This is a genomic window from Flavobacterium tistrianum (assembly GCF_003254545.1).
Classification (GTDB): Bacteria; Bacteroidota; Bacteroidia; order Flavobacteriales; family Flavobacteriaceae; genus Flavobacterium; species Flavobacterium tistrianum.
This window is the reverse complement of record NZ_QJRH01000073.1, coordinates 188331-202747: the sequence shown is the minus strand read 5'-3', so window position 1 is coordinate 202747 and position 14417 is coordinate 188331. Positions and strand designations below refer to the sequence as shown.

At 33.4% G+C, this 14417-nt stretch carries 13 protein-coding genes; 6 read left to right on the top strand and 7 right to left on the bottom strand.

The genetic code is table 11. The annotated features are described in order from the left end of the window. Nucleotides 1–40 precede the first annotated feature (40 nt). Nucleotides 41–2377, top strand: coding sequence for an ATP-dependent helicase (locus DMB71_RS19950; RefSeq protein WP_111369237.1), 2337 nt, complete (start codon nucleotides 41–43; stop codon nucleotides 2375–2377). Between the two features lie 84 nt (nucleotides 2378–2461). Next, nucleotides 2462–3082: an L-threonylcarbamoyladenylate synthase gene (locus tag DMB71_RS19945; protein ID WP_111369235.1), complete on the top strand. Its 621-nt coding sequence runs from the start codon at nucleotides 2462–2464 to the stop codon at nucleotides 3080–3082. Nucleotides 3083–3260: 178 nt separating this feature from the next. Here the strand turns inward: DMB71_RS19945 and DMB71_RS19940 are convergent, their stop codons facing one another. The 3 genes from DMB71_RS19940 to DMB71_RS19930 are packed head-to-tail and all read right to left on the bottom strand — an operon-like array spanning nucleotide 3261 to nucleotide 5624. Then, complete coding sequence (locus tag DMB71_RS19940) at nucleotides 3261–4094, bottom strand: OmpA/MotB family protein (protein ID WP_111369233.1); 834 nt, start codon at nucleotides 4092–4094, stop codon at nucleotides 3261–3263. A gap of 32 nt (nucleotides 4095–4126) precedes the next feature. After that, entirely contained in the window at nucleotides 4127–5146 is a 1020-nt protein-coding gene (locus DMB71_RS19935; RefSeq protein ID WP_111369231.1) for a glycosyltransferase family 2 protein, read from the bottom strand. Nucleotides 5147–5171: 25 nt separating this feature from the next. Then, nucleotides 5172–5624: a type I restriction enzyme HsdR N-terminal domain-containing protein gene (locus DMB71_RS19930; protein ID WP_111369229.1), complete on the bottom strand. Its 453-nt coding sequence runs from the start codon at nucleotides 5622–5624 to the stop codon at nucleotides 5172–5174. A gap of 68 nt (nucleotides 5625–5692) precedes the next feature. Between DMB71_RS19930 and holA the strand changes: the two genes are divergently transcribed. From holA to ettA, 3 genes are all read left to right on the top strand, one after another. Further along, nucleotides 5693–6697: a DNA polymerase III subunit delta gene (holA, locus tag DMB71_RS19925; RefSeq protein ID WP_111369228.1), complete on the top strand. Its 1005-nt coding sequence runs from the start codon at nucleotides 5693–5695 to the stop codon at nucleotides 6695–6697. 61 nt (nucleotides 6698–6758) lie between these two features. After that, entirely contained in the window at nucleotides 6759–6941 is a 183-nt protein-coding gene (locus tag DMB71_RS19920) for a CAL67264 family membrane protein (RefSeq protein ID WP_035643908.1), read from the top strand. 69 nt (nucleotides 6942–7010) lie between these two features. Continuing rightward, the gene (gene ettA, locus DMB71_RS19915; protein ID WP_111369226.1) at nucleotides 7011–8702 is read left to right on the top strand and encodes an energy-dependent translational throttle protein EttA; all 1692 of its coding nucleotides are present in this window, start codon (nucleotides 7011–7013) and stop codon (nucleotides 8700–8702) included. 241 nt (nucleotides 8703–8943) lie between these two features. On the opposite strand, the gene DMB71_RS19910 is transcribed toward ettA, so the two are convergent. Further along, on the bottom strand, nucleotides 8944–9357 hold the full coding sequence (locus DMB71_RS19910) for a thiol-disulfide oxidoreductase DCC family protein (protein WP_111369224.1): 414 nt from the start codon (nucleotides 9355–9357) through the stop codon (nucleotides 8944–8946). A 263-nt stretch (nucleotides 9358–9620) separates the two neighbouring features. Beyond that, on the bottom strand, nucleotides 9621–11786 hold the full coding sequence (locus tag DMB71_RS19905) for an endonuclease MutS2 (RefSeq protein ID WP_111369222.1): 2166 nt from the start codon (nucleotides 11784–11786) through the stop codon (nucleotides 9621–9623). A gap of 154 nt (nucleotides 11787–11940) precedes the next feature. On the opposite strand from DMB71_RS19905, the gene DMB71_RS19900 reads away from it, so the two are divergent. Then, nucleotides 11941–12606 carry a uracil-DNA glycosylase gene (locus tag DMB71_RS19900; protein ID WP_111369220.1) on the top strand — a complete coding sequence of 222 codons (666 nt, stop codon included), beginning with the start codon at nucleotides 11941–11943 and terminating at the stop codon, nucleotides 12604–12606. 143 nt (nucleotides 12607–12749) lie between these two features. Here DMB71_RS19900 and DMB71_RS19895 read toward each other — a convergent pair whose 3' ends face one another. Beyond that, a complete protein-coding gene (locus tag DMB71_RS19895; protein ID WP_111369218.1) occupies nucleotides 12750–13124 on the bottom strand; it encodes a DUF4258 domain-containing protein in 375 nt (124 codons plus the stop codon). Nucleotides 13125–13160: 36 nt separating this feature from the next. Further along, nucleotides 13161–14360 (bottom strand): alanine dehydrogenase, encoded by a 1200-nt coding sequence (locus DMB71_RS19890; RefSeq protein ID WP_162614854.1) that lies wholly within the window; start codon nucleotides 14358–14360, stop codon nucleotides 13161–13163. Nucleotides 14361–14417 lie beyond the last annotated feature (57 nt).

The window sequence follows — 14417 nt, the reverse complement described above, 5'->3', positions numbered from 1 at the left end:
AAGTATTAATTCTTATTTTTGCCTAAAAGGAGAAAATTACATGCAGAAATATATTGACCAGCTCAACGAAGCGCAGAGAGCGCCTGTTTTACAAAAAGACGGGCCAATGATTATTATTGCTGGTGCAGGTTCGGGAAAGACCCGTGTTTTAACAATTAGAATTGCTTATTTGATGTATCAGGGAATTGATGCGTTTAATATTTTGTCGCTGACTTTTACCAATAAAGCGGCAAGAGAAATGAAGCACAGAATTTCGGATATTGTAGGGGCATCTGAAGCTAAAAATCTTTGGATGGGGACTTTTCACTCGATATTTGCGCGTATTCTTCGTGCAGAATCTGAACTTTTAGGTTATCCTTCCAATTTTACCATTTACGATTCTCAGGATTCGGCGCGTTTAATTTCTTCGATTATCAAAGAAATGCAGCTGGATCGCGATATTTATAAACCAAAACAGGTTTTAGGGCGTATATCAAGTTATAAGAATAGCTTGATTACGGTAAAAGCCTATTTTAATAATCCTGAATTGCAGGAGGCCGATGCAATGGCTAAAAAGCCTAGATTAGGAGAAATCTATCAGCAATATGTGGAGCGCTGTTTTAAAGCCGGAGCAATGGATTTTGATGATTTGTTGTTGAAAACCAATGAATTATTGACTCGTTTTCCGGAGGTTTTGGCAAAATATCAAAATCGTTTCCGCTACATTCTGGTTGATGAGTACCAAGATACGAACCATTCTCAGTATTTGATTGTTAGGGCTTTGTCTGATAAATTTCAGAATATTTGTGTGGTTGGTGATGATGCGCAGAGTATTTATGCTTTCCGTGGAGCGAATATTAATAACATCTTGAATTTCCAGAAAGATTATGAAGGAGTTGTGATGTATCGTCTAGAACAAAATTACCGTTCGACCCGTAATATTGTGGAAGCCGCAAATACGGTTATGGAGCATAATAAAACCAAACTGGATAAAGTGGTTTGGACGGCCAATGAATTTGGTCCGAGAATTAAAGTGCATCGAAGTTTGACTGATGCTGAAGAAGGCCGTTTTGTAGCGAGTACAATTTTTGAACAGAAAATGCAGAATCAGCTTCATAATGGCGCTTTTGCAATTTTATATAGAACCAACGCGCAGTCACGTGCGATGGAGGATGCATTGAGAAAACGTGATATTCCGTATCGAATTTATGGCGGATTGTCATTCTATCAACGTAAAGAGATTAAAGACGTTTTATGTTATTTGCGTTTGGTTCTGAATCCAAAAGATGAAGAGGCATTGATTCGTGTGATCAATTATCCTGCTCGAGGAATTGGAGATACAACTGTAGAAAAACTGACTATTGCGGCAAATCATTACAAGCGTTCGATTTGGGAAGTAATGGTGAATATCGATAAAATCGATTTGAAATTGAATGCTGGTACGAAAAATAAATTGAAAGACTTTGTAACAATGATTCAGAGTTTTCAGGTTATCGATCAGAATCAGGATGCTTTTTATTTGACAGACCATGTTGCAAAAAAGACTGGTTTGGTTCAGGAATTGAAGAAAGATGCTACTCCAGAAGGAATGGCAAAAATTCAGAATATCGAAGAACTTTTAAACGGTATTAAGGATTTTACAGAAGGTCAACGAGAAATTGACGGCGCAAGAGGAGCACTTTCTGAATTTATGGAAGATGTAGCTCTGGCGACAGATTTGGATAAAGATACGAATGATGAAGATCGTGTCGCTTTGATGACTATTCACTTGGCAAAGGGATTGGAGTTTCCGCATGTATTTGTAGTGGGAATGGAAGAAGATTTATTTCCAAGTGCTATGAGTATGAGTACTAGAAGCGAATTGGAAGAAGAACGCCGCTTATTCTACGTTGCCTTGACTCGTGCAGAACATCAGGCGTATTTGACTTATGCTCAATCTCGTTATCGTTGGGGAAAACTTACTGACAGTGAACCATCTCGTTTTATTGAAGAAATTGAAGATCAGTATTTAGAATATTTAACGCCATCTGAAACCAATTATCGCTATAAATCTCCTATTGATGGTGATATTTTTGGTGACGTAGATAAATCAAAATTAAGACTAAACAAACCAGTTGGAGGAACTCCTCCAAAACATATTACAGACAACAGTCCGAAGCCTGATTTGAATATTAGAAAATTAAAACCAGTTTCTGGAAATGCGCCAAGTAATGGAAATTCGAATTTGTTTGACAGTAAACTTACTGTTGGAAATGTCGTTATGCACGAGCGTTTTGGAAAAGGTGAAGTGATTAATCTTGAAGGCGTTGGAGCAGACCGAAAAGCTGAAATTAAATTTGAAGTGGGCGGAATTAAGAAATTGTTGTTAAGATTTGCTAAATTAGATGTCGTAGGATAAAAATATTGTTTCAAGTTTCAGGTTTCAAGTTGTTGTTGAATAACTTGAAACCTGAAACAAACAAAACTTTAAACATAAAACATAATGGCAGAATTTATAAAAATATACCCAGATAAACCTAGTGAAGCTGCAATTGCAAAAGTTGTAAAAGTGCTTCAGAATGGAGGTTTGGTAATTTATCCGACAGATACTGTTTATGGTTTAGGTTGCGATATTACCAATTCGCGCGCATTAGAAAAAATTGCTAGAATAAAGGGAGTAAAATTAGAGAAAGCCAATTTTTCTTTTATCTGCCATGATTTGAGTAATTTATCAGATTATGTGCGCCAGATAGATACTTCAACTTTTAAAATACTAAAGAGAGCTCTTCCTGGGCCCTATACTTTTATTTTACCTGGAAATAATAATTTACCAAAAGAATTTAAAAAGAAAACAACAGTTGGTATTCGTGTTCCTGATAATAATATCATTTTAGAAATTGTTCGTCAGTTAGGAAATCCTGTAGTTTCAACTTCTATTCGTGATGAAGATGATGTAATCGAATATACTACAGATCCGGAATTAATTTTTGAAAAATGGCAGCATCTTGTAGATATGGTAATTGATGGAGGTTACGGAGATAATATAGGGTCAACAATTATTGATCTTTCTGAACATGAGCCAGTTATCGTAAGGGAAGGTAAGGGTGATATTGATATTTTGTAAAAAAATACACTAAAAGCATAAAATACAAAAAATAATGACTAACTTTATTATGTTAAAATTTAGTTAGTTACTTAAAGATAATGCTATTCTTAATTTGTGTAAAAAAAATAAGAATACAAAAGCAAAAAGCAGGTCAAACAACCTGCTTTTCTGTTTTTATAAGTATGTATAACAAGAATTATTTAGCTTGTTTTTTCATTTCTTTTTCAATCATATCATAGAATTGATCGATTTTTGGCATAACTACGATACGAGTTCTTCTGTTACGAGCTTTGTTCTCAGCAGAATCATTAGCAACTAATGGCACATAAGAGCTTCTACCAGCGGCAATTAATTTAGCTGGGTTAACACCAAGATCGTTTGTTAATACACGAACGATAGAAGTAGAACGTTTAACACTTAAATCCCAGTTGTCTAAGATAATTCCGTTGCTTTTGTAAGGAACGTCATCTGTGTGTCCTTCAACCATACATTCAAAATCAGGTTTGTCATTTACAACTTTAGCAACTTTAGCTAATACAGATTTAGCTTTATCACTTACGTCGTAGCTTCCGCTTTTGAATAATAATTTATCAGCGATAGAGATAAATACAACTCCTTTTTCAACATTGATTTCGATGTCTGGATCGTTGATACCTACAGCGCCTTTCAAGCTTGTAACTAATGCTAAAGTAACACTGTCTTTTTTAGTTAAAGCGTCTTGAAGTCTAGCAATTTTTAAATCTTTTTCTTTTAAACTTTCAAGAGATTTTTCAAGGTTTTCAGCACCTTTAGTAGTTAAGATAGTTAAATCTTTAGAACTATTGATTAAATCTTGATTATGTTGTTTGTAGCTTTCAGCTGTAGCAGCTAATCCAGCTTTTTCTTCTAAGCACGTATTTAATTTTACAGTACATGAGTTTAACAAATCTTGAGTCTCTTTGTTTTTAGCTTCCAACTCAGCATATTTCTTTTTAGAAACACATGATGTTAGGGCCATTAATACTGATAGTGCGATAACTATTTTTCTCATAAATTTAATTTTAATTAGACTTGATTACAAATTTAGTTTTTAATATTTTGAATACTGTTAAAGATTTCTTTAAATAAGGTCAATTTTCGTATATAGTAAAGGAAAACGACGCTTTTTACCATATAGTATTGCTGAATCTGAAATTCTTTTCGTTTTCCGAGATATTTTAAAGATAAGCAATAAAATGAAAAATGTGCCTTTAAAATAGCTAAAGTGTGTCCGATTTTGCCCTGTGTAAGAAAACGGATACCAGCAATTCCGTCCAAAACCATACGGAAGAAAATCACCCAAAACAATCCTCTTTTTGGAAGGTTTTTGACCAGCATTAATAATGAATTTCTAAAATTCAAATAGGTTTTCTTCGGGTTTCCTTGCTGTAATGTTGCGCCTCCAACATGGTAGACAACAGACTGCGAATTGTATTTAATAATATGTCCTTCGTTAGCCGCTCGCCAGCATAAATCAATTTCTTCCTGATGCGCAAAGAAGCTTTCATCAAATCCGCCTAATTCGTGGTAAACATTTTTTCGTATAAAGAAACATGCGCCCGAAGCCCAGAACAATTCAATGTTGTCATTATATTGTCCGTTATCTTTTTCGACTGTATCAAATACTCTTCCTCTACAGAAAGGAAAGCCATATTTATCAATGAAACCGCCGGCAGCTCCTGCATATTCAAAATATTCCTTATTTTTAAAATCCAGAATTTTAGGCTGAATAATGGCAGTTTGCTTTTCTTTTTCGAAAGTATCAAGAATTGGTTTAAGCCAATTTTCAGTTACTTCAATGTCTGAATTTACTAAAGCGTAAATTTCTGCATCAATATGTTGTAGAGCATCATTGTAGCCTTTTGCAAAGCCATGATTGCCTGAGTTTTTTACAATTCTTACCGTAGGGAATTTCTCTGTAACAAATGCGACAGAATTATCCGTAGAATCATTGTCAGCAACATAAATTGCTGCGCCTTCTGAAAACTGAATAACAGATGGTAAAAACTGCTCTAGCAATTTTACTCCGTTCCAATTTAAAATGACAACTGCTATCTTATCCAAAAGTTCTTAATTCTTTATTATTTGTTTAATGGTTTTCTTTATAGTCAGGCAGGTTTCTCAAAAACTCATATTTTTCGTTTTCAAAATCCATTTGACAGTAAAAATGGTTTAGTCCGTTTGTGACATTCAAAAACCGTGCCTGCATTGTCATATTGTAACGAGCAATTTGATCAAAAGTTGCCTGAGATATTTTAACTTCTGGCGCTTTACACTCTACTAATATATGTATAGAACCATCTGGATTAAATACAACAACATCGTATCGTTTTCGTAATCCGTTGACAGTTAAAACTTTCTCTACGTTAATGAGTGATTTGGGATATTTTTTTTCGTGCATTAAAAAATGAACAACGTGCTGACGAACCCATTCTTCTGGCGTAAGAATTATAAATTTTTTCCTGATCTCATCAAAAATAGACACTTTATTTTCGCTATTTTTGAATCGGAAACTATAAGCAGGGAAATTAAGTTTAAGCATAAAGCAAAAATATAAAATAGTTTTTTGTTTCAAAGTAACTTGAAACTTTAAACTTGAAACAAGTATAAATGGACGAGGTAGTAAAAATTGTTAACGATATTAAAGCCGGAGATATTAAACCGATTTATTTTTTAATGGGTGAAGAACCTTATTATATAGATAAGTTGTCCGAATATATTGAGGAGAATGTTTTGGCTGAAGAAGAAAGAGGTTTTAATCAGACAGTTTTATATGGAAGAGATGTATCTGTAGAAGATATTGTTTCAACGGCCAAGCGCTATCCTATGATGGCTGATCGTCAGGTTGTTATTGTGAAAGAAGCACAAGATTTGTCTAGAAATATTGATAAATTGGAAGCGTATGCCAATAATCCAATGGAAACGACGGTTTTGGTTTTTTGCTACAAATACAAAACTTTAGATAAACGTAAAAAAGTTACTAAAGTATTGGCACAAAATGGTTTAGTATACGAAAGTAAAAAACTTTACGAAAATCAGGTTGGTGATTGGATTAAACGTGTTTTGGCTGGAAAAAAATATACTATTGATCCAAAGGCTAATGCCATGCTTGTAGAATTTTTAGGTACGGATTTAAGTAAAATTAATAACGAACTAGAAAAACTGCAGATTATTTTACCTAAAGGCACCATGATTACAGCAGAACATATTGAGGAAAATATTGGTTTTAGTAAAGATTACAATGTTTTTGAACTACGAAAAGCAATTGGAGAGCGTAATCAATTGAAAGCGTATAAAATAGCGGAAAACTTTGCTCATAATCCAAAAGAATATCCTTTGGTTATGACGACTGGTTTGGTGTTCGGTTTTTTTGTCCAGCTTTTAAAATATCACGGATTAAAAGATAAAAGCCCTAAAAATGTCGCGTCAGCACTTGGGGTAAATCCGTATTTCTTAAAAGAATATGATCTGGCAGTAAAAAATTATCCAATGCGAAAAGTAAGTCAGATTGTTGCAGCTTTACGTGATATTGATATCAAAAGTAAAGGTGTGGGAGCCAATGCTTTACCACAATCTGATTTGTTAAAAGAAATGCTGTATAAAATTTTTAATTAAGCCGTTAAAATTCACGATATTTGCCTTTCTAAAAATTTTGCATTAAAATATTTATAAAACTATGGGAATGAATAAAAATACCATTTTAGGATGGGCTACTTTAATAATGGTGCTTATGGGATTGTTGCTTATAGGTCTTGGAATCTTTAGGTACAGTGATGTTTCAGGCTGGGGATTTGCTGCTGTTGGAGTTGGTTTTTTTGCAAATGCCTGGGTGTTCAATGCTTTAAAAGGAAGAGTTTAATAGTCAATGGCAATGATAATTGCAATTTCAGTAGATAGAAAAATAAATAATTAAAATTAAAAATAAAAAATGTCAGACGATAAGAAAGTAATTTTCTCAATGCAGAAATTGAGTAAAACCTATCAAGGAGCAGACAAACCAGTTCTTAAGAATATTTACCTTAGTTTCTTTTATGGAGCTAAGATTGGTATTTTGGGACTTAACGGTTCTGGAAAATCTTCACTTTTAAAAATTATTGCAGGAGTTGATAAAAATTATCAGGGAGATGTAGTTTTTCAGCCAGGCTATACGGTTGGATACTTGGAGCAAGAACCAATTCTTGATGATTCTAAAACAGTTATAGAAATTGTTCGTGAAGGAGCTGCCGAAACAATGGCGGTTTTAGAAGAATACAATAAAATCAATGATTTATTTGGTCTGGAAGAAAATTATTCAGATCCAGATAAAATGGATAAATTGATGGAACGTCAAGCGGCATTACAAGACAAAATTGATGCTCTTGGTGCTTGGGAAATCGATACAAAACTAGAAATCGCAATGGATGCATTGCGTACTCCAGAAGGTGATACGCCAATTAAAAACCTTTCAGGAGGTGAGCGTCGTCGTGTAGCTTTATGTCGTTTGTTGTTACAACAGCCAGATGTATTGTTATTAGATGAGCCTACCAACCACCTTGATGCTGAGTCAGTTCTGTGGTTAGAGCAGCATTTAGCGCAATATTCAGGTACTGTAATTGCTGTAACGCACGACCGTTATTTCTTGGATAATGTGGCTGGATGGATTCTTGAGTTGGATAGAGGAGAAGGTATTCCATGGAAAGGAAACTATTCTTCTTGGTTAGATCAAAAATCAAACCGTTTGGCTCAAGAAGAAAAAGTAGCTTCTAAACGTAGAAAAACTTTAGAGCGTGAGTTGGAATGGGTTCGCCAAGGTGCAAAAGGTCGTCAGACCAAACAAAAAGCGCGTTTACAGAACTACGACAAATTATTAAATGAAGATCAAAAACAACTAGACGAAAAATTAGAGATTTATATCCCGAATGGCCCTCGTTTAGGAACAAATGTTATTGAAGCTAAAAATGTTGCAAAAGCATTTGGAGATAAATTATTATACGATAATTTGAATTTTACTTTGCCACAAGCAGGTATTGTTGGAATTATCGGACCAAACGGTGCTGGTAAATCTACTATTTTCAAAATGATTATGGGAGAACAGCAAACTGATAGCGGAGAATTTTCAGTTGGTGATACAGTGAAAATTGCTTATGTAGATCAATCACACTCGAACATTGATCCTAATAAATCAATCTGGGAAAACTTTGCAGATGGTCAAGAGTTGATTATGATGGGTGGAAAGCAAGTTAACTCAAGAGCTTATTTATCTCGTTTTAATTTTGGTGGAGGAGAGCAAAACAAAAAAGTATCAATGCTTTCTGGTGGAGAACGTAACCGTTTACACTTAGCCATGACTTTGAAAGAAGAAGGAAACGTACTTTTACTGGATGAGCCTACGAACGACCTTGATGTTAATACACTTCGAGCACTTGAAGAAGGTTTGGAGAATTTTGCTGGTTGTGCTGTAATTATTTCTCACGACAGATGGTTCTTGGATAGAATTTGTACACACATCTTAGCGTTTGAAGGAGATTCTGAAGTTTATTTCTTCGAAGGAAGTTTCTCTGATTATGAAGAAAACAAAAAGAAACGTCTTGGTGGTGATTTAACTCCTAAACGTTTGAAATATAGAAAATTAATTAGATAATTCTTTCTAATAAATTTCAAATAAAAAAATCCCAAATTCCAATTGATATGAATTTGGGATTTTTTATTTTACCATCTAGTTTGTCATTTCGACGAAGGAGAAATCTTCGCAAGTAACTCTATAACGAAAATCCAATCTTTGTCGAGCTTCTCGTGGAGATTTCTCCTTCGTCGAAATGACAATATTGCGGAGATTGAAGTTTTACTGTTGAAATTTGGAATTTCAAAAATCGGAATTTCTCTTAAAGAAACTTAGCTTTCAATTCAGGAGTAGGAATCATACAGCTTTCTTTTTTGCCATACCAATTGTATCTGTTTTTTGCGACATAATCATAAATTTTGTCACTAATAAAAATGGGAACAATTCTAAAAATTGGACTGAGTCTCCATAAACCTCCAAAATTTTTAGCTATTTCAATTACTGCTGAAGATTTATAAAAATAAGCTGTTCCAGGATCGTATAAAATAATACTGTCCATTTTTGAAAAACTGATTCCCAGATGTTTGCAAATTGAAATCCCTAAATCAGATTGTAACGCAACAAATCTAAAAATATCTTTCTTGTCGTGTTTGATAATGTATTGAACCGCCGAACTGCAGAGATTACAAACTCCGTCAAAAAGAATTATTTTTTTATTTTTTGGAAGATTTTCCATTTTTTTTATTTAAGTAAAGCTTTGTCAAAGTTTGAAACTTTGACAAAGCTAAAATGCATATAAAGTAAATTAGTTTTATCTATTGATTTTTTGTTTTGAATAAAATTTTCAAATCAAAAACAGCTTTCATAAATCAATTTAGATCGAATTTAAAAAATAAGTGATCATAATTTACTTTTAAAAAGAAAACGTTTCTTAAATCGCTTTATTTTAATTTTAGTCTTGTTTGATCATTTTTTTTACTGAAAACTGCCACTAAAACTTTATTTCTTAATAGCTTCTACTAATTCGAGTTCATCCAAACTCACTTTCGAAGTAAAAATTCCATAATTTACAGTTGCTTTATTTTTTTCGATTAAATCGATGCTTCCAACAGATCTTCCGTCAAGCATTCTTACTCGGTCGCCAACTTTTAAAATTGGTTTTGGTTTTTCTACTACAGGTTTAAGTTTTTTCTCTTTTTTCTCTTTTCGAATTTCTTCTACTTTTACCTGAACTTCAGCAATGATTTCTTTTTGTTTTTCAACTTTTGCTTTGACTTCTTTTGGAGTTGCTTTTTTACGTTTAGAATTTTCAATTTCAACAATTTTCAAAAATTCGCCAATAAGTTCCTTTTTGTTTTTGTTGTTGAAATACTTCTCAGCTATATCATCAATTTTTTGTCCAATGTAAATTATCTTTTGATTACTATCATATAATTCTTGATAGCTTTCCAATTTTTGTTGGATTCTGGTATTGATGTTTTCCATCTTTTTACTTTCTTCACGAGCACGAGTTTCTTCTTCTTTTAAATTAAGGGAAGTTTTTTCAAGCTTCGATCTCTCTTTCTGAAGTGTTGCAATGGTTTTATCAAAACGAACCTTTCCGACTTCGATTTTCTTTTTCGCACGATTGATCAATCCAAACGGGATTCCATTTTTTTGAGCGACTTCAAAAGTAAACGAACTTCCTGCTTGTCCCAAAGCCAGTTTGTACATTGGTTCAAGTGACTTTTCATCGAACATCATATTTGCATTTGTAGCATAAGGCAATTCGTTTGCCAAAATTTTTAAATTCGAATAATGCGTTGTGATAATTCCGAAAGCTTCACGATGATAAAATTCTTCCAAGAAAATTTCAGCCAAAGCTCCACCCAATTCAGGATCAGAACCAGTACCAAATTCGTCAATCAAAAACATGGTTTTTCGATTACATTTCTTTAAAAAGTAATTCATGTTTTTCAAGCGATACGAATAAGTACTTAGGTGATTTTCAATAGATTGGTTATCTCCAATGTCAGTTAAAATTCTATCGAACAAGAAAGTTTCACTTCTTTCGTGAACAGGAATCAAAATTCCCGATTGCAGCATTAATTGTAATAATCCAACCGTTTTTAAAGAAATCGTTTTTCCTCCGGCATTTGGTCCCGAAATTACAATAATTCTGTTTTCTTGTTTTAACTCAATTGTCTGAGGATGCGTAACTTCCTTTTTCTGTTTATTGTTCAGATACAAAATCGGATGATACGCTTCTCTAAAGAATAATCTTCTTTCTTCTGTAATGGTTGGCAGAATTCCGTTAATTCGATTTGCGTATTTAGCTTTACCTGCAACAACATCAATATCACTTAAAAAGTCTTGATATTCAATTAATAAAGAAAGATAAGGACGAATTACATTTGATAGATTCTTTAGAATTCTTGTAATTTCTTCTTTCTCTTCGTATTCTAAATTGGCTAATTCTCTAGAATATTTCAAAGTAGCTTCAGGTTCAATATAAGCAATACTCCCAGTTTTGGAACTTCCTAAAATAGAACCTTTTACTTTACGACGGTACATTGCTAAGACTGCTAAAACTCTACGGTTTTGCACAAAGCTTTCCTTGATATCATCCAAATAACCAAGGCTATTGTATTGAGTTAGAGCCACACCAAAACTTTGATTCACTTTTCCGCGAACCAAGTTCATGTTTTGTCTAATTCCAGCTAGAGCAGGAGAAGCATTGTCTTTTATTTCTCCATATTTGTCTACAATTGCATCAATTGCAGTTATGATATCTTTGGTTAGCTCTACGCGAGAAGCCCTAGCATTTAAGTTTGGATAATAATCATCAAACTTTTTTAAGAAATTCAATAAGACATTTGTAGTTGCAGAAAGATTAGCAATTTTTCTAAAACTTCCCACTTCAAGAAAACTGTCTTCGATTGCAAGAAATTTAATTTCATGCGTTATGGCGTCAAATCCGTGATTCGGAATGGCGTTATTATTTTGAAAAGAAGATACATACTCAGATGTTTGCATCAAAGCTTGCATTAATTCTTCTTTATCTCTAAATGGTTTTATTTGTAAAGCCTTTTCTTTTCCAATATCGGTATTGCAACCATCAGAAATGGTTTCGAGAACGGTTGGAAATTGTAAGTCTTGTAACGTTTTTTCGGTAATACTGATCATTTAATTTCTTTATGAAAGCAAAGACAAAAGTACGAAAACAATAATGAATTATGAGTTATGAATTATGAGTTTTTAGTTTGCTTAACTTTCGACTTTGAGCTTTTTACTTTTTTGATTTTAAGTATTAATTTCTGAAATTCGCATAAAAAAAATTATGGACGTGAAAATGCATTCTTCTTGGAAGCCTGTTTTGAATGAAGAATTCGAAAAACCATATTTCAACGATTTAATAGAATTTGTAAAATCTGAATACGCAACAAAAGTTTGTTACCCAAAAGGGAATCAGATTTTTTCTGCTTTTGATCATTGTCATTTTGATGAAGTAAAGGTGGTTATTATTGGGCAAGATCCTTATCATGGGCCAAATCAAGCAAATGGTTTGTGTTTTTCTGTGAATGACGGAATTCCTTTTCCGCCTTCTTTATATAATATTTTTAAAGAAATCGAAACCGATTTGGGAAAACCGCTTCCGAAAACTGGAAATCTAGAACGTTGGGCAGATCAAGGTGTTTTTCTTTTAAATGCTACTTTGACCGTTAGACAATCTGAAGCTGGAAGTCACCAGGGAAAAGGCTGGGAAAAATTTACAGATGCAGTTATTAAGAAAATTTCTGAGGAGAAAGAAAATGTTGTCTTTTTGCTGTGGGGAGGTTTTGCCCAGAAGAAAGCTGCTTTGATTGACGCTTCAAAACATCATATTCTAAAATCAGGCCATCCTTCGCCTCTAAGTGCCAATAGAGGATTCTGGTTTGGAAACAAACATTTTAGCCAAACCAATGATTTCTTGAAATCTAAAGGATTAAAAGAAATTGAATGGTGATTTTTTTTAAGTTTCAAAGGTTCAGAGTTGCAAAGTGACAAAGGGAAAAAACTTTGTGTCTTTTTGATTTTATCATGATATATGTATATATGCTTTTTATAAAAGAAAACCCAATAACTGTTTTAATGTTATTGGGTTTTCTTTTATTTTTTTGCGATTTCTTCTAAAACGGCTTTGTTTTCGTAATTAATCACTTTTAGAATAATTTCTTGATTTTTTATCGTTTTTCCTTCAATGATGTATAATTTTCCTCCTTTTGTAGGAACATTACTTTGATCAAAATCTACATCACCGTAAGTCAATGTGTTTTTGATATCTGCCGTATCGACCCATTTTTCGTTTAAAGTCTGAACAGCTTTTGGAGAATATTGAAAAGGTTTTGTTCTAAGATTGTTTAAAACTCGGGCATTTGGAAAATAATTGCAACGAGTGTCTTTTCCGATAAAAAATCCTGATACAATAAAACATCCCATAACGAGACCAATCAGGTAATATGCAAAACGATGTACGAACTTCATGAAATAAAATTTTTGCAAAGGTACATTAAAGTTCCCTTAAAATACAAGTAAATTAATATCGTTATCTGGAAGATCAAACCAGTCGCCAATGGCTTTATTTGTTAAAATTCCGTGATAAAGATAAATTCCGTTTTTAAGGCCTTTGTTGCAACGAATGGCACTTTCAATACCACCATCTTCGGCTATCTGATGTAAGTAAGGAGTCAAGATGTTACTGATTGATAATGAAGCAGTTTTAGAATAACGTGACGGAATATTAGGTACGCAATAGTGTAAAACGTTATTTTTTATGAATGTTGGCTTTTCGTGAGTTGTTACTTCAGATGTTTCAAAACAACCTCCGGTATCAATGCTAACGTCAACAATTACAGCGCCTTTTTTCATATGTTCAACCATTGTTTCGTTAACTACAATCGGGCAACGTTCTTTACCGCGCATCGCACCAATTGCAACATCACAACGTCTTAAAGCTTTTAATAAACCTTTTTGCTGTATGGTTGAAGTAAAAATTCTTTGATTTAAATTGTTCTGTAAACGACGTAGTTTAGTAATAGAGTTATCAAAAACTTTTACGTTTGCACCTAAGCCGATTGCGGTTTTAGCAGCAAATTCGCCTACAGTTCCAGCACCAAGAATTACAACTTCAGTAGGAGGAACGCCTGTTATGTTTCCAAATAAAAGCCCTTTTCCGAACTCATTTGTAATCATTAATTCGGCAGCAATTAAGATTGAAGCTGTTCCTGCAATTTCGCTTAGAGATTTTACTGCTGGATAAGAGCCGTCTTCATCTTTAATATATTCAAAAGCTAAGGCAGTGATTTTCTTTTTTGCTAAAGCTTCAAAGTATTCTTTCTTTTTGGTTTTTAGCTGAATAGCAGAAATGATAACCGTTTCAGGATTGATCATTTCGATTTCGGTTAAAGTTGGCGGCTCTACTTTTAATAGAAACGGACAACCAAAAACTCTTTTGGCATCTTTTGTGATTTCTGCACCGGCATCAGCATATTCTTTATCACTATAACTTGAACTTTCTCCAGCGCCAGATTCAATCATAACGCGATGGCCTTCATAAGTTAAAGAAGCGACTGCATCGGGCGTAAGACAGATACGACGTTCCTGATAACTTGTTTCTTTAGGGATTCCTATAAAAAGTTCTCTTTTAAAACGACCAACCTCAAGTTTTTCTTCCTGCGGTATTAATTGTTGTTTTGTAAATGGAGTTAACGTGATTGACATGGATAGTGCAAAAAATTAAGAGTACAAATTACGTAAAAAGTTTTAAAATTAGTGTAA

Excerpts from the sequence above, each read along its gene's own strand:
- DMB71_RS19895 (WP_111369218.1), bottom strand. The coding sequence starts at position 13,124 with ATGAAGTTCGTACATCGTTTTGCATATTACCTGATTGGTCTCGTTATG.
- DMB71_RS19930 (WP_111369229.1), bottom strand. The coding sequence starts at position 5,624 with ATGCTTAAACTTAATTTCCCTGCTTATAGTTTCCGATTCAAAAATAGC.
- DMB71_RS19910 (WP_111369224.1), bottom strand. The coding sequence starts at position 9,357 with ATGGAAAATCTTCCAAAAAATAAAAAAATAATTCTTTTTGACGGAGTT.
- DMB71_RS19900 (WP_111369220.1), top strand. The coding sequence starts at position 11,941 with ATGGACGTGAAAATGCATTCTTCTTGGAAGCCTGTTTTGAATGAAGAA.
- DMB71_RS19920 (WP_035643908.1), top strand. The coding sequence starts at position 6,759 with ATGGGAATGAATAAAAATACCATTTTAGGATGGGCTACTTTAATAATG.
- DMB71_RS19950 (WP_111369237.1), top strand. The coding sequence starts at position 41 with ATGCAGAAATATATTGACCAGCTCAACGAAGCGCAGAGAGCGCCTGTT.
- DMB71_RS19905 (WP_111369222.1), bottom strand. The coding sequence starts at position 11,786 with ATGATCAGTATTACCGAAAAAACGTTACAAGACTTACAATTTCCAACC.
- ettA (WP_111369226.1), top strand. The coding sequence starts at position 7,011 with ATGTCAGACGATAAGAAAGTAATTTTCTCAATGCAGAAATTGAGTAAA.
- holA (WP_111369228.1), top strand. The coding sequence starts at position 5,693 with ATGGACGAGGTAGTAAAAATTGTTAACGATATTAAAGCCGGAGATATT.
- DMB71_RS19890 (WP_162614854.1), bottom strand. The coding sequence starts at position 14,360 with ATGTCAATCACGTTAACTCCATTTACAAAACAACAATTAATACCGCAG.
- DMB71_RS19940 (WP_111369233.1), bottom strand. The coding sequence starts at position 4,094 with ATGAGAAAAATAGTTATCGCACTATCAGTATTAATGGCCCTAACATCA.
- DMB71_RS19945 (WP_111369235.1), top strand. The coding sequence starts at position 2,462 with ATGGCAGAATTTATAAAAATATACCCAGATAAACCTAGTGAAGCTGCA.